At 73.2% G+C, this 17570-nt stretch carries 17 protein-coding genes and 2 pseudogenes; 4 read left to right on the top strand and 15 right to left on the bottom strand.

Going from position 1 to position 17570, the window contains the following annotated elements:
* The first annotated feature begins 78 nt into the window (after nucleotides 1-78).
* A complete protein-coding gene (locus G5V58_RS01835) occupies nucleotides 79-1284 on the top strand; it encodes an FAD-dependent monooxygenase (protein WP_165228241.1) in 1206 nt (401 codons plus the stop codon).
* A gap of 16 nt (nucleotides 1285-1300) precedes the next feature.
* Here the strand turns inward: G5V58_RS01835 and G5V58_RS01830 are convergent, their stop codons facing one another.
* Both G5V58_RS01830 and G5V58_RS01825 read right to left on the bottom strand, forming a co-directional pair.
* Entirely contained in the window at nucleotides 1301-1804 is a 504-nt protein-coding gene (locus tag G5V58_RS01830; protein WP_165228239.1) for an SRPBCC family protein, read from the bottom strand.
* A gap of 63 nt (nucleotides 1805-1867) precedes the next feature.
* On the bottom strand, nucleotides 1868-2389 hold the full coding sequence (locus G5V58_RS01825; RefSeq protein ID WP_165228237.1) for a MarR family winged helix-turn-helix transcriptional regulator: 522 nt from the start codon (nucleotides 2387-2389) through the stop codon (nucleotides 1868-1870).
* Between the two features lie 89 nt (nucleotides 2390-2478).
* Between G5V58_RS01825 and G5V58_RS01820 the strand changes: the two genes are divergently transcribed.
* On the top strand, nucleotides 2479-3399 hold the full coding sequence (locus G5V58_RS01820; RefSeq protein WP_165228235.1) for an NADP-dependent oxidoreductase: 921 nt from the start codon (nucleotides 2479-2481) through the stop codon (nucleotides 3397-3399).
* A 68-nt stretch (nucleotides 3400-3467) separates the two neighbouring features.
* Entirely contained in the window at nucleotides 3468-4289 is an 822-nt protein-coding gene (locus G5V58_RS01815; protein WP_165228233.1) for an SCO6745 family protein, read from the top strand.
* Between the two features lie 6 nt (nucleotides 4290-4295).
* On the opposite strand, the gene G5V58_RS01810 is transcribed toward G5V58_RS01815, so the two are convergent.
* Both G5V58_RS01810 and G5V58_RS01805 read right to left on the bottom strand, forming a co-directional pair.
* Nucleotides 4296-5183 carry an SUMF1/EgtB/PvdO family nonheme iron enzyme gene (locus tag G5V58_RS01810; protein ID WP_230487005.1) on the bottom strand — a complete coding sequence of 296 codons (888 nt, stop codon included), beginning with the start codon at nucleotides 5181-5183 and terminating at the stop codon, nucleotides 4296-4298.
* On the bottom strand, nucleotides 5180-6985 hold the full coding sequence (locus G5V58_RS01805) for a sulfatase-like hydrolase/transferase (RefSeq protein WP_165228231.1): 1806 nt from the start codon (nucleotides 6983-6985) through the stop codon (nucleotides 5180-5182). The genes G5V58_RS01810 and G5V58_RS01805 overlap by 4 nt, the downstream gene beginning before the upstream one ends.
* 134 nt (nucleotides 6986-7119) lie before the next feature.
* Here G5V58_RS01805 and G5V58_RS01800 point away from each other — a divergent pair, with 134 nt between their 5' ends.
* On the top strand, nucleotides 7120-7749 hold the full coding sequence (locus G5V58_RS01800) for a hypothetical protein (protein ID WP_165228229.1): 630 nt from the start codon (nucleotides 7120-7122) through the stop codon (nucleotides 7747-7749).
* 336 nt (nucleotides 7750-8085) lie between these two features.
* Here G5V58_RS01800 and G5V58_RS01795 read toward each other — a convergent pair whose 3' ends face one another.
* From G5V58_RS01795 to dnaK, 11 genes and pseudogenes are all read right to left on the bottom strand, one after another.
* Nucleotides 8086-8673: an NADPH-dependent FMN reductase gene (locus tag G5V58_RS01795; RefSeq protein WP_165228227.1), complete on the bottom strand. Its 588-nt coding sequence runs from the start codon at nucleotides 8671-8673 to the stop codon at nucleotides 8086-8088.
* A 44-nt stretch (nucleotides 8674-8717) separates the two neighbouring features.
* The gene (locus tag G5V58_RS25720; RefSeq protein WP_230487004.1) at nucleotides 8718-9788 is read right to left on the bottom strand and encodes an NAD(P)/FAD-dependent oxidoreductase; all 1071 of its coding nucleotides are present in this window, start codon (nucleotides 9786-9788) and stop codon (nucleotides 8718-8720) included.
* A 277-nt stretch (nucleotides 9789-10065) separates the two neighbouring features.
* Nucleotides 10066-10290: pseudogene (locus G5V58_RS25715) on the bottom strand (Crp/Fnr family transcriptional regulator); the annotation flags it as partial.
* 73 nt (nucleotides 10291-10363) lie between these two features.
* Nucleotides 10364-10621 carry a UBP-type zinc finger domain-containing protein gene (locus G5V58_RS01785; protein ID WP_230487003.1) on the bottom strand — a complete coding sequence of 86 codons (258 nt, stop codon included), beginning with the start codon at nucleotides 10619-10621 and terminating at the stop codon, nucleotides 10364-10366.
* Nucleotides 10618-10947, bottom strand: a complete 330-nt coding sequence (gene trxA, locus G5V58_RS01780; RefSeq protein WP_230487002.1) for a thioredoxin — start codon at nucleotides 10945-10947, stop codon at nucleotides 10618-10620. The genes G5V58_RS01785 and trxA overlap by 4 nt, the downstream gene beginning before the upstream one ends.
* A gap of 119 nt (nucleotides 10948-11066) precedes the next feature.
* Complete coding sequence (gene clpB / locus G5V58_RS01775) at nucleotides 11067-13613, bottom strand: ATP-dependent chaperone ClpB (protein ID WP_230487001.1); 2547 nt, start codon at nucleotides 13611-13613, stop codon at nucleotides 11067-11069.
* A pseudogene (locus tag G5V58_RS26805) lies at nucleotides 13606-13698 on the bottom strand (hypothetical protein); the annotation flags it as partial. The pseudogene G5V58_RS26805 and the gene clpB, both read right to left, overlap by 8 nt.
* Nucleotides 13695-14015: a chaperone modulator CbpM gene (locus tag G5V58_RS01770; protein WP_165228221.1), complete on the bottom strand. Its 321-nt coding sequence runs from the start codon at nucleotides 14013-14015 to the stop codon at nucleotides 13695-13697. The gene G5V58_RS01770 and the pseudogene G5V58_RS26805, both read right to left, overlap by 4 nt.
* On the bottom strand, nucleotides 14012-14995 hold the full coding sequence (locus G5V58_RS01765) for a DnaJ C-terminal domain-containing protein (RefSeq protein ID WP_165228219.1): 984 nt from the start codon (nucleotides 14993-14995) through the stop codon (nucleotides 14012-14014). The genes G5V58_RS01770 and G5V58_RS01765 overlap by 4 nt, the downstream gene beginning before the upstream one ends.
* Entirely contained in the window at nucleotides 14995-15471 is a 477-nt protein-coding gene (locus G5V58_RS01760) for a nucleotide exchange factor GrpE (RefSeq protein ID WP_165228217.1), read from the bottom strand. The genes G5V58_RS01765 and G5V58_RS01760 overlap by 1 nt, the downstream gene beginning before the upstream one ends.
* Before the next feature lie 47 nt (nucleotides 15472-15518).
* Nucleotides 15519-17414 carry a molecular chaperone DnaK gene (dnaK, locus tag G5V58_RS01755; protein WP_165228215.1) on the bottom strand — a complete coding sequence of 632 codons (1896 nt, stop codon included), beginning with the start codon at nucleotides 17412-17414 and terminating at the stop codon, nucleotides 15519-15521.
* Nucleotides 17415-17570: the final 156 nt, after the last annotated feature.

Below are 17570 nucleotides of genomic sequence, written 5' to 3'. Positions count from 1 at the left end.
CCCTCGCCCGACCGGTGTCCCGCCGGCCACGGTCAGGTGTCCCGACCGGAGCAACCAACCACCCGGGAGGATGGCGGCATGAGCGACGACGGCGCCCGCGCCCCCCGCGTCCTGGTCACGGGAGCGAGCGTCGCGGGCCCCGCGGCGGCGTACTGGCTGGACCGCGTCGGCTACGACGTGACCGTCCTCGAGCGCTCGCCCGAGCCGCGCCGGGGCGGGCAGAACATCGACGTCCGTGGCCTGGCCAAGGACGTCCTCGAGCGCATGGACCTGCTCGAGGCGGTGCGCGACGCCGGCACGGGCGAGGTCGGGACCCGGTTCGTGGACGAGGACGGCGGTGCGGTCGCGGAGTTCCCCACCGACGCGGACACCGGCGACGGCCCGACCGCCGAGCTCGAGATCCTGCGCGGCGAGCTCGCCCGGCTCCTGCGCGAGCGGTGCCCGGACAGCGTCACCTGGTGGTACGGCGACCACGTCGTGGCGCTCGACCAGGACGACGAGCGCGTGAGCGTCACCCTGGAGAGCGGCGCCGAGCACGCCTTCGACCTCCTCGTCGTGGCCGAGGGGCCGGGCTCGGCCACCCGCGGCCTGGTCATGACCGGGGCGGACGAGCCCGAGCTCGACCGGCTCGGGATGTACTGCGCCTGGGCCACCATCCCGCGCACCGAGGACGACGACCGCTGGTGGCGCTGGCTCAGCGTCCCGGGCTCCCGCTCGGTCAACCTGCGCCCCGACAACCAGGGCACCACCCGCGCGATGCTCAACTTCATGACCGACGAGGAGGGCCTCGCCGACCGCACCGACGAGGAGCAGCGCGCGGACCTCGAGCGACGCTTCGGCGACGTCGGGTGGGAGACCCCGCGCATCCTCGCCGCCCTCGGCGACGCCGACGACCTCTACGTGCACGACCTCACCCAGGTGAAGTGCCCCACCTGGAGCCGGGGCCGCGTCGTCCTCACCGGCGACGCCGCCTGGTGCGTCACCCCGATCGGCGGCTTCGGCACCTCGCTCGCCCTCATCGGCGCCTACGTCCTCGCGGCCGAGCTCAAGCACGCGGCCTCGCACACCGAGGCCTTCGAGCGGTACGACGCGTGGCTGCGGCCCCTCGTCGACGACGTCCAGGACCTCCCGCCCGGCACGCCGCGCATCGCCAACCCGCGCTCGCGCCTCGGCGTCGCGCTCTTCCGCGCGGGCACCAGGTTGGCCGCCAGCGCACCGGCTCGCGCCCTCGCCGCCCGGCTGTCCAGCGATGCGGAGGACGAGCGCACGCTGCCGGAGCTCTGACCGGGCCGAGGACCGCTCAGCCGCGTGCGCTCACCAGATCGGCCAGCTGGTCGAAGAAGGTGACCCAGCCGTCGCGGGCACCGGCCGCGTGCGCCGGGTCGGTGTGCACGCCGGCCTGCCGGAACTCCTGCCGGGTGCCGTCGCCGTCGGCGACGAGGTGGACGGTGCACAGCGAGGCCAGGTCGCCTGCGGTGTTGTCCGGGTCGCCGGTGGTGAACACCAGCGTGTCGTCGCTCGCCTCGATGTACGAGCCACCCAGCGGCATCTCCGCGCCGTCGGGCATCTCGAAGACCAGGCCCCAGTGCCCGCCCGGGCGGGCGTCCACGGTCGCCTTCTCCCGGCTGGACGGTCCGAACCACTGCGCGAGCTGGTCGGCCGTCGTCCAGGCCTCGCGGACGCGGGCGACGGGGGCGTCGAAGTGGCTGGTGAGGGAGTACTCGACGGTCACCGGGTTGACCTCGCTGATCTCGGCGGTGAAGCCGCTGCTGAGGATCTCGCCGGGCGTGGTGGTGCTGCTCATCGCTGCTCCTGGGCGGGTCGGGTGTTCATCGGTGGCCCCATCCTCCCGACCCCTCGCCGGGGATCAAGCCCACCGGGTCTGGCGACCCGGCGGTCGGGGCAGCGACCCCTCGGCCACGAGCTGCTCGTGGACCGCGTCCATCGCCTCGGTCAGCGGGGCCACCAGCCGGGCGGGCAGCCCGTCGAAGAACAGCCGCTTGACCAGCGCGGCGTGCGACGGCGTCGCGGCGGCAACGGCAGCGGCCCCGGACTCGGTGAGCGCGGCCACGGTGGCCCGCCCGTCCGTCGCCGACCGCTCCCGCGCCACCAGGCCGCGCGCCTCCATCCGGCGCAGCCGGTGCGAGACCCGGCTCCGCTCCCACCCGATCCGCACGCCGAGGGCCGAGACCTGGAGACGGCCGTCGGGCGAGTCGGCCAGGGCGTTGAGGACGTCGAAGTCGGCCAGGGACAGGTCGTGGTCCCGGCTCAGCTGGTGGTTGAGCTCGTAGTCCAGCCGCAGCACGACGCGCATGTAGGCGAACCACGCCGCCTCCTGCTCCGCGGTGAGCCCGGCTCGCTGCCCTGGTCCCTGCCCTGGTCCTGCCATGCCCACCATGGTCCACGGGAATGCGTGACATGTCACGTGAGTTGTCGCTAGCGTCGGCACCGAGGGCCGGCCCGGAGCAGGAGGACACGATGACGGTGGTCAGCGCAGACGCAGCAGTCCTGGAGGGGTACGGCGGCCCCGAGGTGCTCCTCGCCGGCACCGTCGAGGTCCCGGACCCGGGGCCGGGCCAGGTCCGGATCGCCGTCCGGTACGCCGCCGTGGGTCCCACCGACCTCGAGATCCGCGCGGGCCACCTCGCCGCGGTCTTCCCGAGCCCGGCCGGCACGGCGCTCGGCTTCGAGGCCGCCGGCACCGTCGAGGCCGTGGGGCCGGGCGTGGTCGGGACCGCCGTCGGCGACGAGGTGGCGGCCTTCCTGCCCGGGCTGGGCGGCTACGCCTCCCTCGTCCTCGCCGACCACTGGGTGCCTCGCCCGGACCACGTCGACCCGGCCGACGCCGCCGCCCTCCCGGCCAGCGGCGAGGCCGCGGTCCGCGTCCTGGACCAGCTCGGCGTGCGCCGCGGCGAGACGCTGCTGCTGCTCGGCGGCACCGGCTCGGTCGGCACCGTCGCCACCCAGCTCGCGGTCCACCGCGGGATCCGGGTCCTCGCCGCCGTCCGCGCCGCCGACCACGCGCGGATCACCGAGCTCGGCGCGCGGCCCGTGACCTACGGCCCCGGCCTCGCCGACGAGGTCCGACGGGCCGCGGACGGCCCCGTCGATGCGGTCTTCGACGCGGCCACCGGCTCCGACCTGCGCACGGCCGTCGGCCTGGCCGGCGACCCGGCCCGCGTCATCACCCTCAGCAACCACGACGCCCCGGCGCTCGGCGTACGCCTCTCCGGTCCGGACCCCGCCCACGCCGACGCCGCCCTGGCCGAGGCCATGACGGCGCTCAGCGAGGGCCGGCTGCGATTGCGTCCCACCACGGTCCTGCCGCTGCACCGGGCCGCCGAGGCACACGCCCGCCTCGAGGGCGGCGAGCGCACCAAGTTCCTCCTGCAGCCCTGATGCCCGGTCGATGAGTCCGCCCCGGGGCCGGTCGGAGCAGCACCAGCCGACGACCCGAGGAGCTCACCGTGCACCGTCCTGACCCGCACCCCCGGGAGCAGGTCCACCGCCTCTTCGAGCTCGTCGAGCCGATCGCCACGGCCAGCTTCTCCGACACCGTGACCGCGGCGTTCCGAGAGGTCGGCCTGCGCGACTACTGGGACGGCTACTTCGCCGGCCGCGCGGCACCGCTCGGGGAGGCGCCGCCCGAGGTGGTGCACGCGGTGTTCTACAACTTCGCGCCCGGCGAGGTGGCGCGGCACCTGCCGTGGGTCTGGAGCCGCACCACCCCGGAGGAGGCGCTCGCGGTGCGCGAGCGGGCCAGCGCCGAGACCCTGCGTGGACGCCTGGGCCGGCGGGCGGACGGCCCGGCGCTCGGTCGGGCCGCCGACCTCGCGACCCGGGCCGCGACGAGCGCACCGACCGAGGGACGGGCGCTGTACGCCGGTCTGCGCCGGCTCGCCGTGCCGGAGGAGCCGGTCGCGCGGCTGTGGCACGCGGCGACCCTGCTGCGCGAGTACCGCGGCGACAGCCACCATGCTGTCCTGCTCGCCCACGGCATCGACGGCAGCGAGGCCCACGTGATGCTGGCCCTGTCGTGGGACATGGCCGCGGAGGACTTCGACCGCCTGCACCACCTGCCCCGCCCCTACGTCGCCGCGGTCGTCGACGGCCTCCGGACCCGCGGCCTGGTGGATGACGACGGCCGGTTCACCGAGGCGGGTCGCGAGCTGAGCCGGCGCCTCGAGGCGACCACCGACGCCCTGGCCGCGCGGGCCTACGAGGTGCTGAGCCCGGCCGAGCTCGACGAGCTGGTCGTCGCCCTCGAGGCGCTGGTCCCCGACGCCTGAGCCACCTCAGGCATCGCGCGCGCAGCGGAACCCGAGGTGGCTGGTGCTCGTGCCGCGCGCCTGGCCCTGGCGAGCAGAGGGCCGGTAGCGCCGGCAGTACGACGGCGCGCACAGGTGCGAGCCGCCCTTGGTCACCTGCCGGCTGGGGTCGGCGTGCGCCGCGCTGGGGGCACAGCAGGACGACGCGGCCGGCGCGGCGTGGTCGTCGGTCCACGCCGTCGCGGTCCACTCCCACACGTTGCCGATGACGTCGACGAGGCCGTAGCCGTTGGGCGGGTACGACCCCACGGCGGAGGTGCCGGCGCCGGCCGGGTCCTCGTGGGCCCAGGGGAAGTCGCCGCGGAAGGTGTTGGCCATCGGCCGGCCGCGGGGCTCGAGCTCCTCGCCCCAGGGGTAGGTGGTGTCCGCGCCCCCGCGCGCGGCGTGCTCCCACTCCGGCTCGGTGAGCAGCCGCCGGCCGGCCCACGCGGCGTACGCCGCCGCGTCGGCCTCGGAGACGTGGACGACCGGGTGCCGGTCGCGACCGTCGAGGTCGGTGCCCGGCCCGCCGGGACGACGCCAGTGGGCGCCGGGCACCCAGGCCCACCAGAGCCGCCAGTCGGTCAGCGGCACCGGCCGGTCCGGTGGGGCGAAGACGAGCGAGCCGGGGTCCGGGTCGGCGGTCTCGTCGGGGAGCCGGGGCGGCGGGCGCTCCGCGTCGGTCTCCCACCCGGTGTCCTTGACGAAGCGGCGGAACTCCGCGTTGGTCACCGGGTGCTCGTCGACCCACAGGTCGCCGACCTCCACGACGCGGACGGGGGCCTCCTCCGGGTAGTGGGCGTCGCTGCCCATCGACGTCGTCCCACCGCGCACCAGCAGGGACCGACCGGCACGCCGAGCGTCGGCGCCGCTCACCGGTGGTGGGCCTGGTGCCCGTGCCGCCGCTGCCGCGGGAGGGGCAGGACGAGCGGGACCTCCTGGCCGGGCTGGATGACCAGGGTCGTCGCGCGCCGGTGGTGGCGGATCCGGCCGTCGGCGTAGGTGACGCCGTGCGGGACGGTGAGGGTCAGCGGCGGCAGGCCCGGGCGCAGCCGGGCCAGCGGCGCGGTGGTGTCGTGGAGCCAGTCGACCAGCTCGAGCCCGAGCCGGGCCACGACCCCCGGCTTGGCGGCCGCGCGGTCGACGGCCTCGCCGAGGTCGCGGCCGAGGTCGTTGAGCCGCAGCGTGCGGTCCTCGTAGCTGTAGGTCAGCTTCCACCGACCGTCGCGGACCGTGGACTCCGGCCGCTGCGCGCGGCCCCCGTCGACCAGGTAGCCGGGCATGTGCCCGAAGCGGGGGCGTCCCTCGACCTTCGCCTTGGTCTCGATGGCCTCGCGCAGGTCGGTCCCGTCGAGCGGCGCGCGCCGCGGGACCCGCGCCCCGGCGTACGACGCGAGGGTGGGGTAGAGGTCGGTGGCGTTGATGACGGCGTGGTTGCGGGTGTGGTCCTCGACCAGGCGCCGCGACCCGCTCCAGGCGATCCACGGCACCCGCACGCCGCCCTCGTACAGCTCGCCCTTCTGCCCGCGCAGCGGTCCGTTGGAGGCGCCGGTGTCCTCGCGGCCCCCGTTGTCGGAGGTGAAGATGACCAGCGTGTTGTCGGCCAGCACGTGCCCGGGGTTGCGCGGGTCAGGCGTGCTCTCCAGGTGGTCGATGACCCGGGCCACGGACTGGTCGAGGCCTTCGGTCAGAGCGGCGTAGCTCGGCTGGGACGCCGTGGTCCCCGGCGGGCGGGCCTGGTACTTGGCCAGCAGGTCCGGGCGCGCCTGCTCCACGCCGGTCGGCTCGTGCACGGCGTACGGGCTCATCCAGGCCAGGAACGGCGCCCGGTCGTTGCGGTCGATGAAGTCGATGGTCGCGTCGGCCACCGCGTCGCTCACGTGCTTGCGCGTCCCGACGAGCGCGGCCAGCTGCGCCGGTGAGACGCCCGAGGAGTACGGCGCGATGTTGGCCGCGACGTACTCCTGCGTGTAGTCCCCCGCGAACCGGTCCAGCTCCGGACCGACCGACAGGTCGAACTGGCCGTCCGTCGCGAAGTACTGCCGCGCCAGCCCCCACTCCGAGCCGCCGAGGTTCTCGTCGAACCCGTGCTGCGCCACGACGTCGGAGCCCGACCGGGTGACGTGGAACTTGCCGATGTAGCCCGTCCGGTAGCCCGCCCTCTGCAGCGTCTCCCCCACCGTCCGGGTCTGCGGCGCCAGCACGTCGGCGCCGTCCTCACGGCCCTGCGGCGGACCGACCAGCAGCGTGTCCGGGCCGCCGCGGTCCAGGCTGTCCACGGCGAACACGTTGTTCTCCGCGCGCGTCGGGTAGGACCCGCCCAGCAGCTCCATCCGCGTCGGCGCGCAGTTGAGGCAGGCGTAGGCGTTGTCGAAGCTCATGCCCTCCGCGGCCAGCCGGTCGATCGCCGGCGTGTCGTTGAAGTCGCTCCCGTGGCCCCCGTTGACCCGACCCGTGCGCAGGTCCGACCACCCGAGGTCGTCGGCCAGCATGAAGACGATGTTGGGCTTGCGCGGCGCCCGCCCCTGGCCCCCGCCGTGCCCACCCGGGCGGGCGTCGGCCGCCGCCGCCGGAGCCGCCGAGGCCAGCGGTGGCACCGGGGAGGCCGAGACCAGCGCGAGCGCCGCCAGTCCTCCGAGGGCACCACGAGCCGCGACGCCGACGTCCACGCGGTTCATCGTTGCCTCCGAGACGGCGCCTGGGGAAAGGAGCAGCAGTCCAACCCAGCCGGCGGGTCGAGTCAAGGGCCCCGTCGGGGGTCGGAACCGAGCACACACCTTCCCACCGCAGCGGTCCCGCGCGACGATGCACCATGCCGAAGCCAGCGCTCACCCGTCACGTCACCTTCGCCAACACCTGTGCGCTCCTGGCGCTCGTCGTCGCCCTGGGCGCCGGGACCGCCACCGCCGCGAACACCATCCGCTCCAAGGACATCGCCAACGGTCAGGTCAAGACCGTGGACCTCCACGACCGCTCGGTGACCTCGGCCAAGGTCCAGGACGGCACCCTCGGAGGGGTCGACGTGCTGGACGGGTCGCTGACCGCGAGCGACCTCGCTTCGGACGCGATCACCGCCACCCAGCTGCGCGACGGCTCCGTCGGCACCTCGGAGCTGCAGCTCGGGGCGGTCACGGGCTCCCAGGTGGCCGACGACAGCCTGAGCTTCGCCGACCTGGCCAGCGGCGGCACGGCCGGCAGTGTGTCCGTCCCGGCCGGCGACGTTCCCGACGGCCAGTGCGAGCAGAAGACCCTGAGCATCGCCGGCGCCGAGACCGGCGATGCCGTGGTCTTCTCCGTGCGGGGCGCGGTGCAGCCCGGCGTCTTCTTCGTGGCCACGCAGGTCAGCGCGCCCAGCACCGCCCTCGTGCAGCTGTGCAACCTCAGCGGGACCACCATGGAGGCGATCAGCGGCCTGCCGGTCCGGGTGCTGACCTTCCACTGACGACGGGCCGGGGCCTCGTCCCCCGCCGGGAGCGCCCGCCGGGATGTCGTGGTCGATGGACCCGCTCGCGGACGAGCTGGAGAGCCCGACCGACCTGCGCCACGACCCCGCCGTGTCGAGGCACGTCGAGGCGCTGGTGATCGACGGCCTCCTGCTCAGCCGGCACAGTCACAGCCACAGTCACAGTCACAGCGTCGGGCGCCCCCAGGCAGCCTTCCACCGGGACCTCGGCGTGCCGCCGATGACCTACCCGCGCCAGGTCCGACCGCGCCGCGCCCGCGAGGCGTGCAGGCGGCTGGTCGCCACACCCGCACCGCCCTGGACCTGCCCCTGGCCTCAGTGGTCGCTCGCCACCTTCTGGCGTGGGAGGACGGTCAGGACCATGCCGACGTACGCGCGGAACTCGGCCATGAAGGCGCGCAGGAACTCCCGGGTGGAGTCGTCGGTGATCTCGCCGTCGTCGCGGAAGACGGCGGGCGAGTACTGGATGTAGGCCTCGGGTGAGGTCATCTGGCGCGCATTGCAGAAGCTGAGCACTCCGCGCAGGTTCTGCTGACCCATGGCGGTGCCGATCTGGCCGATGGAGGCTCCGATCACCGCGGCAGGGATGTGGTCGAAGGAGTTCTGTCCCCACGGTCGCGACGCCCAGTCGATCGCGTTCTTCAACGCTCCAGGAATCGAACGGTTGTACTCGGGGGTGACGAAGAGGATCGCGTCGACAGCCGCGATCGCCGCCTTCAGCGCTCGGGCCTCGGGCGGGTAGTCGTCGTCGAAGTCCGGGCTGTAGAGGGGCAGGGCGCCGATGGTGATCTCGCTGAAGTCCAAGTCGTCCGGGGCCACCCGGATGAGGGCTCTGGACAGGACGCGGTTGATCGATGTCGACGACAGGCTCCCGACGAAGTATCCGACCTGGTAGGTGCTCATCTTTCTCCTCCTCTGTGGTGTGCTCTCGGTGGGCGGCGTCGTCCTCACCGACGTCCTTCCGCTTCCAAGAACTCGTGGACCTGGCGGATCGCCACCGATCCCTCGCCGACGGCGGAGGCGACGCGCTTGACCGAGCCGCTGCGGACGTCGCCGACGGCGAAGACCCCTCGGCGACGGGTCTCGAAAGTGCTTCCCCGGCCGCCGGCGCCAGGTCCGGTGAGCACGAAGCCCTTCTCGTCCAGCGAGACCTCCTGCTCGAGCCACCTGGTGCGCGGTGCCGCACCGATCAGCACGAACAGCGCCGTCGTCGCCACACGCTGGGTCGCACCCGTGTGGAGGTCGTGCAGCACCACCTCCTCGAGCGCTGCGTCCCCGAGCAGCTGGCCCACCTCGCTGTGGCGCCAGATCCTCACTCGTGGTGACTGCTCGACCCGGTCGGCCAAGTAGCGGGACATGTCTCGCCCCAGGTCGTCGTGCCGGATCACCAGGTTCACCACCGGTGACCGTCCAGCCAGGAAGCAGGCCGCCTGGCCGGCGGAGTTGCCACCGCCCACCACGGTGACGGGGTCGTGTCGACACAGCCGCGCCTCGAACTCGGTGGCGGCGTAGTACACGCTGGCTCCCTCGAGGCGGTCCGACCCCGGGACGTCGAGACGTCGGTAGTGCACACCCGTGGCGATGAGCACGGCGTGGGCGACCAGGTCGTCCCCCTCGGCCAACCCGACCAGGTGGTAGCCGTCAGCCGCTCGGAGGGAGGTGGCCTCTCCGGGGATGCTGAAGCCGGCACCGAACTTGCGGGCCTGCACCAGGGCGCGATCGGCGAGCTCGCCGCCGCTGATGCCCGCAGGGAACCCCAGGTAGTTCTCGATCCGCGACGACGTCGCCGCCTGCCCGCCGGTGGCCAAGGCGTCCAGGACGACCGTCGACAGTCCCTCGGAGGCCGCGCAGACCGCTGCAGCCAGACCGCCCGGGCCAGCGCCCACCACCACGAGGTCCCACGCCGCGCGGCTCGGTGCCGCTCGCAGGCCGACGAGGTCCGCCAGCTCCGTGACGGTGGGGTTGCGCAGGACCGTCTCGCCCTTCCAGATCACGACGGGTGTCTGGTCGGGCCGCACGCCCAACGCTCGCAGCGTGAGCTCCGCCTCGGGATCGTCCTCCAGGTCCTGCCAGCGGCACGGGGATGCGGTTGCGGCTCGCGAAGTCCCGCAGCCGGCGGGCGTCGGCCGAGTAGCGCGATCCGATGATCCGCAGGCCGACGCCGAGGTCCGCGTGGATGCTGCGCCGCAGGATCAGGGCTCGCAGGATCAGGTCCCCCAGCGCCTGGTCCTGGATGACCGCCTCCTTCAGTCGGTCGTAGCCGACCTCGAGGACCTCGACGTCGCTCTGGGCGATGGCGGTGACGTAGGCGGCCTGGCCGGTGAGCATCGACAGGTCACCCACGAACCGACCGCGCCCGTGGACGGCGACCACGGTCGACGTCCCCTCGCCGCTGTCCGCGTGGACCACCCCGACCGTGCCGTCCAGCACGACGAACAGGCCGCAGTCGCGGTCGCCCTGGCAGAACAGCGTGGTGCCGCGGGTCAGCACCCGCCGCCGTCCGTACGGCGAGAGCTGCATGATCTGCTCGTCGGTCAGCCGCGGGTAGGCGCCGGTGGTGTCGGGGGTCTCGGGGACGTCTGCGCCATCCGACTCAGACGAACTGCTCGTCGACATAGCACCACCTCCAGCTCTCCCCCGGCTCGATCGAGCGCACGATGACGTGACCCACCGCGGCGGCGTGTGCGCGCGCGTGGCGCATCGGCGAGGAGTCGCAGCAGCCGACCTGACCACAGGTCAGGCACTGGCGCAGGTGGACCCAGGGCGTGCCGAGCCGGACGCACTCGAGGCAGGCGCGTCGCGCGGGCGGCGCGACGGGCTGGATGATCCCGAGGTGCGGGTCGGCGCTCACCGCTCCCGCCTCGCGAGGCTGGACTCGACCCACGAGCGCAACCGGTGCTCGGGAAGGGCGCCGATCTGCTTGTCGACGACCTGGGCGTGGTCGAGGAGGACCAGCGTCGGGATCGACTGGACCTCGAAGCGCCGGCTCACCTCGGGGTTGTCGTCGGCGTTGACCTTGACCAGCTTGAGGTCCCCGGCCAGCTCCCCGGCGAGCCTCTCCAGGACCGGGCTCACCATTCGGCACGGCCCGCACCACGGCGCCCACACGTCGACCAGGACGGGCAGGCTCGCCTCGTCGACGACGGCTCCGAACTCCCCGTCGCCGGCGTCGACCACCCAGGGCAGTGGAGTGCTGCACCTCCCGCACCGGGGAACGCCGGCGGAGGCGGCCGGCAGGCGGTTCGTGGCTCCACAGTTGCCGCAGGTGACCTTGGACGACCTGTGCGTGGTCGCACTCATGCAACGGCCCGCCCCTCTGCGGGACGGTCGGCGGCGGTCACCGTGATCTCCCCGTCGACGACGTCGACCGAGATCGCGCCCCCGTCCTCCGCGTCGCCGCGCAGCAGCGCACGGCCGACCCGGGTCTCCACCTCGCGGGAGATGAAGCGCCGCAGCGGGCGGGCGCCGTACGCCGGGTCGAAGCTCTGGTCCGCGATGAAGCGGCGGGCCTGGGTCGTGACGTCGAGGGTGATCTGCATGCCGGCCAGCCGCGCGCGCAGCTCTTCGAGCTGGAGGTCGACGATGCGCTCGATCTCGGCGAGCGTCAGCGGCTTGAACATGACGATCTCGTCGACGCGGTTGAGGAACTCCGGGCGGAAGTGCGCCTGCAGCGTGCGCATCACCATCGACCGCGCCTCGGCCTCGACCTCGCCGTCCGCGGTGACCCCCTCCAGCAGGTGCTCCGAGCCGATGTTGGAGGTCATGATCAGCACGGTGTTGCGGAAGTCGACGGTGCGCCCGTGCGAGTCGGTCAGGTGGCCGTCGTCGAGCACCTGCAGCAGCGTGTTGAAGACGTCGACGTGGGCCTTCTCGATCTCGTCGAGCAGGACGACGGCATAGGGCCGGCGCCGCACGGCCTCGGTCAGCTGCCCGCCCTCCTCGTATCCGACGTACCCGGGTGGCGCCCCGACCAGCCGGCTGACCGTGTGCCGCTCCTGGTACTCGCTCATGTCGATGCGGATCAGGTTCTCCGCGGTGTCGAAGAGCGCGGCGGCCAGCGTCTTGGCCAGCTCGGTCTTCCCGACTCCGGTGGGTCCGAGGAAGAGGAAGGACCCGATCGGCCGCCGGGGGTCCTTGATGCCGGAGCGGGCGCGGACGACCGCGTCGGCCACGAGCTGGACGGCCTCGTCCTGGCCGATGACCCGTTCGTGGAGCACCTCGTCGAGGCGGAGCAGCTTGTCGCGCTCACCCTCCTGCAACCGCGTGACCGGGATGCCGGTCCAGCGCGAGACGATGTCGGCGATCTCGTCGGCGGTCACGACCTCGCGCAGCAACTGCCGCCCGCCCTGCTTCCCCGCGAGCCGGGACTCGGCCGCTTCCAGCCGCCGTCGGATCTCCGGCAGCGTGCCGTGGCGCAGGGAGGCCGCCCGGTTGAGGTCGTACTCCCGCTCGGCCTGCTCGCTCTCCAGCCGGACCCGCTCCAGCTCCTCGCGCAGGGACTGCACCTCGCGCAGCGCCGACCGCTCGGCATCCCACTGCGCGCGCAGGGCGTCGGCCTCGGCCCGCCGGTCGGCCAGTTCCTTGCGCAGCTCCTCGAGCCGGGCCCGGCTCGCCGCGTCCTCCTCCTGCGACAGCGCTGCCTCCTCGATCTCCAGCCGGGTCACGCGCCTGGTCAGCTCGTCGAGCTCGGCCGGCATCGAGTCGATCTCGGTGCGCAGCATCGCGCAGGCCTCGTCGACGAGGTCGATGGCCTTGTCGGGCAGGAAGCGGTCGGAGATGTAGCGGTGGCTCAGCGTCACCGCGGCCACCAGGGCGCCGTCGTGGATCTTGACGCCGTGGAAGACCTCGAAACGCTCGCGGAGCCCCCGCAGGATCGAGAGCGCGTCCTCCTCGTCGGGCTCGTCGACGAGGACCGGCTGGAAGCGGCGCTCGAGGGCCGCGTCCCTCTCGATGTGCGTGCGGTACTCGTCGAGCGTGGTCGCGCCGATCAGGTGCAGCTCGCCACGAGCGAGCAGGGGCTTGAGCAAGTTGCCTGCGTCTACCGCACCCTCGGCGGCCCCGGCGCCGACGACGGTGTGGAGCTCGTCGACGAACAGCAGGACCTGGCCCGCGGGGCTCTGCACCTCGTTGAGCACGGCCTTCAGCCGCTCCTCGAACTCGCCGCGGTACTTCGCCCCGGCGATGAGAGCGCCCATGTCCAGAGCGAAGACGGTCTTGTCGCGAAGCCCCTCGGGCACGTCGCCGTCGGCGATCCGCTGCGCCAGTCCCTCGACGATCGCGGTCTTCCCGACCCCGGGCTCACCGATCAGCACGGGGTTGTTCTTGCTCTTGCGGGACAGGATCTGGATGGTCCGGCGGATCTCCGAGTCCCGGCCGATCACCGGCTCGAGCCTGCTGGCTGTCGCCGCCGCGACCAGGTCCCGGCCGTACTTGTCCAGCGCTTCGTAGGTCCCCTCGGGAGTCGCCGACGTCACCCGCTGGTGACCTCGCACCCCGGTCAGCGCGGCCAGGAAGGACTCGCGGGTCACCCCCTGTGCGCGCAGGAGCCGGCCGGCCGCGGAGCCCGAGCCCTCCTCCAGCAGCGCGATCACGAGGTGCTCGACCGAGACGTACTCGTCCTTGAGCCTGCGGGCCTCGCCGTCGGCGGAGTCGAGCAGCCGCGAGAGCCGCTGGGTGATGTGCACCTGCCCGGGTGTCACGCCGGGCCCGCTGACCCGCGGCCGGCGGCCGAGCTCGCCCTCCAGCTCCTCGCGCAGTCGGACCGGGTCGGCGCCCGCGCGGGCGAGCAGGGGGTGCGACCAGGCCCTCGGCCTGGTCCAGCAGGGCCAGGAGCAGGTGCTCACCGTCCACCTCGACGTGGCCGAAGCGCAGCGCCTTGGTCTGGGCGTCGTGCAGTGCCTCCTGCGACCTCTGGGTCAGCCTGTTCATGTCCACGGGGCGCCTCCTCGTCGTGACCGTCGCTGTTGGGTCTTCTCCAGCGCTGTGATCCGGTCGAGCAGCTCGACGACCAGCCCGATGGCGCCGTAGCCCAGGTTCAGGCTCGTCCGCAGTCGCTGGATCCTGGCCATCTCCCTCACCTGCGAGGGGTCGAACCACCAGCGCCCCTGCGCGTCGCGGGTGACGTCCAGCAGGCCCAGAGCGACCAGGCGGCGCACCAGCTCAGGGTGCAGACCGGTGACCTGGGCATAGCTGGCGAGGCTGAGCCGGTAGGGGCGGGTGATCGCGAACCGCGTGACCGCGGTCACCGTCCGCTCCTCGCGTCGAAGCCCGACACTCGCGCGAGCTCTTCGAAGAGCCGGGCCTCGTCGGCGGCGAGAGCCGTGGGCATGCGGACCTGGAGCTCGGCGTAGAGGCTTCCGGGCTCGCCGCGACGGTTGGGGAGCCCCCGGCCCTGGAGCCGCAACCGCCGGTGGCTGGACGAGCCGGCCGGGACCTTCACCATGGCGGGGCCGCCGGGCGTGTCGACCGAGACCGAGCCCCCCAGCGCTGCCTCCCACGGGGCCACCGGCAGGAGGACGTGCAGGTCGCGGCCCTCGACCCGGTAACGCGGGTGGTCGCTGATCCGGACCACCAGGTAGAGGTCTCCGGCCCCCGCCGAACCGCTGCCCTGACCGCCCTGCCCGCGCAACCGGATCCGCTGCCCGTCGACGACGCCCGCCGGGATGGTGACGTCCAGGGTCCTCGGGCCGTCGGGGCCGCTGATGGTCAGGCTGCGCTCGGTGCCGTGGTAGGCCTCCTCGACGCTCACCTCCACCTCGGCCTCGTGGTCGGATCCCGGTACCGGGCCCGGTCCCCAGCCGGCCCAGCCCCGGCCGCCCGGCCGACGGCCGCCGAAGATGCCCCCGAGCAGGTCCTCGAGGTCGACGTCGTCGCCGACGTCACCTGCTCCGAAGCCACCCGACGGGCCGGGCCCCGGCGACCAGCGGCCGCCCCGCCCGGCGGAGGCACCCGCTCCGGCGTACGTCCGGGCCTGGCGCCAGTTCGCCGGATCCGTGTCGGGAGGGACCCGTCGGAAGTCCGCGCCGAAGGCGTCGTAGCGGCGGCGGAGCTCGGGATCCGACAGCACGTCGTAGGCCTCCGCGATGTCCTTGAACCGCTCCTCGGCACCGGTCTGCTTGTTGACGTCGGGGTGGTTCTGGCGCGCGAGCCTGCGGTAGGCCCGCTGGATGTCGGCAGGGTCGGCACCGCGGGGCACGTCGAGCACCTCGTAGAAGTCGCGAGCCATCAGCTCGCCCTGGTGGCCACCACGACAGCGGCCGGCCGCAGCAGGTCGTCGTCGGGGCCGTAGCCGGGACGCACGACCTGGGCCACCGTGCCCGGCACCAACCCCTCACCGGACACGGTGCTGACCGCCTCGTGCACGGCCGGGTCGAAGGCCCGGCCGTGGTCGTCGCGACGCGGGTATCCGAGATCGGCCAGGACGCCCACTGCCTGGTCGAGCACCGCCCGGACGCCCTCGACCACGGAGTCGTCTTCGGACGAGGCGTGCTCGAGCGCCCGCTCGAGGTTGTCCAGAACGGGTAGCCACCGGCTCGCCACGGCCGCCCGCTCTTGTTCACGGCCGCGGACCAGGTCGCGCGCGCAGCGCTTGCGGACGTTCTCCAGCTCGGCCGCCGTACGCCGCCACGCGTCCTCGAGCTCCGCGACCCGCTGCGCTGGGTCGAAGCGCTCGACGTCGCCGTCTCCGTGCTCCGGGGTCACGTTCCCCGTGGTCTCGGATGTCGGTGCGTCAAGGTCGGCCACGGCCGTCAGTGCGCCGTGAACTCGGCGTCGATGACGTCCTCGTCGTCACTGTCACTCGCGGGGTCACCCGGGGAGCTCGCCGCGCCGGCCGCGGGTCCCCCACCGCCTCGCGACGCGGAGTTCAGCGCCTGGCTCAGCTGGTGCAGCTCCCCGGTCAGGGCGCGGAGCCGGTCGACGGGCTGGTCGCTCTCGATGGCCTGCCTGGCCTCCTCGACCAGCATCTCGGCACGGGCGCGGTCGTGCTCCGGCACCGATGCGCCGGCGCCCTCGAGGGCCTTGCGCACCTGGTAGGCCACGGAGTCGAGGTCGTTGCGTGCGTCGACCCGCTCGCGCAGGGCGGCGTCCTCACCGCGGTGGGACTCGGCGTCCTTGACCATCCGGTCGACCTCCTCCGGGCTGAGCGTGGAGGTCTCGCTGATGGTCACCTGCTGCTCGGCGCCGGTGTCCTCGTCGCGCGCCGAGACGTGCAGGATGCCGTTGGCGTCGATGTCGAAGGTGACCTCGATCTGGGGCGTCCCGCGGGGTGCGGGCCGGATGTCCTCGAGCCGGAACCGGGCCAGCACGCGGTTGTCCGCTGCTCTCTCCCGCTCACCCTGGAGGACGACGACGTCGACGGCGGACTGGTCGTCCTCGGCGGTGCTGAAGACCTCGGTCCGCCGAGCCGGGATGGTGGTGTTGCGCTCGATGACCTTGGTCATCACCCCACCCATGGTCTCGAGCCCCAGCGACAGGGGCGTGACGTCGAGGAGCAGTACGTCCTTGATGTCGCCCTTGATGATCGCCGCCTGGACGGCCGCACCGATGGCGACGACCTCGTCGGGGTTGACCGTCATGTTGGGGTCCTTGCCGCCGGTCAGACGGCGTACCAGCGCCTGCACTGCGGGAATCCGGGTCGAACCACCCACGAGGATGACCTCGTCGATGTCGTCGGCGGTGACCTTGGCGTCCTCCAGCGCCTGTCGGACCGGGCCGAGACAGCGCTCGACGAGGTCGGCGGTGAGCTGCTCGAACGTCGAGCGCATCAGGTTGACGTTGAGGTGCTGGGGCCCGGAGGCGTCGGCGGTGACGAAGGGCAGGTTGACAGCGGTCTGGGTGACGGCCGAGAGCTCCACCTTGTCCTTCTCCGCGGCCTCGAACAGACGCTGCAGCGCCTGGGAGTCGTCACGCAGGTCGATGCCGTTGGACTTCTTGAAGTCCTCGGCCAGGTGGTCGACGATGCGCCGGTCGAAGTCGTCCCCACCCAGGTGCGTGTCGCCGGCCGTCGACCGGACCTCGACCACGCCGTCCCCGACCGTCAGGATGCTCACGTCGAACGTGCCGCCGCCGAGGTCGAAGACCAGCACGGTCTCGTTCTCGAGCTTGTCCATCCCGTAGGCGAGGGCGGCCGCCGTGGGCTCGTTGATGATGCGCAGGACGTCCAGTCCCGCGATCCTCCCCGCGTCCTTGGTGGCCTGTCGCTGGGCGTCGTTGAAGTGCGCTGGGACGGTGATGACGGCCTCGGTGACGCGCTCACCGAGGAACTTCCCGGCGTCGTCGACCAGCTTCCGGAGCACCTGCGCCGAGATCTCCTCCGGAGCGTAGAGCTTGCCGTTGATCTGGAAGCGCGCCGCACCGTCCGGCCCCGGGACCACGTCGAACGAGACGGCGGTCAGCTCGCTGCCGACCTCGTCGTACCTGTGGCCGATGAAGCGCTTCGCGGAGTAGATCGTGCCCTTCGGGTTCAGGATCGCCTGGCGTCGCGCCATCTGACCGACCAGTCGCTCGCCGTTCTCCAGGAAGGCGACCACGGACGGCGTCGTGCGGTTGCCCTCCGCATTGGGGACGACCTGGGGCTGACCGCCCTCCATCGCCGCGATCACCGAGTTCGTCGTTCCCAGGTCGATGCCTACTGCTCTGCCCATGACCCCTCCACACCGCCGGACGGCTGACGACTGACCAGTGCCATGCTCCGCGCGCAGACGATCACCGGCATCCCGTGAACGGGTGCTGCGGGGCGGGTCCGTCCCGTCATCGAGGGCGGACACGCCGTGAGCACGGCGGGCACCCGGCAGCCCGTA

Source organism: Nocardioides anomalus, from assembly GCF_011046535.1.
Lineage (GTDB): Bacteria > Actinomycetota > Actinomycetes > Propionibacteriales > Nocardioidaceae > Nocardioides > Nocardioides anomalus.
Note: the sequence above shows the minus strand (reverse complement) of the source record. Positions and strands in the feature narration are given on the sequence as shown.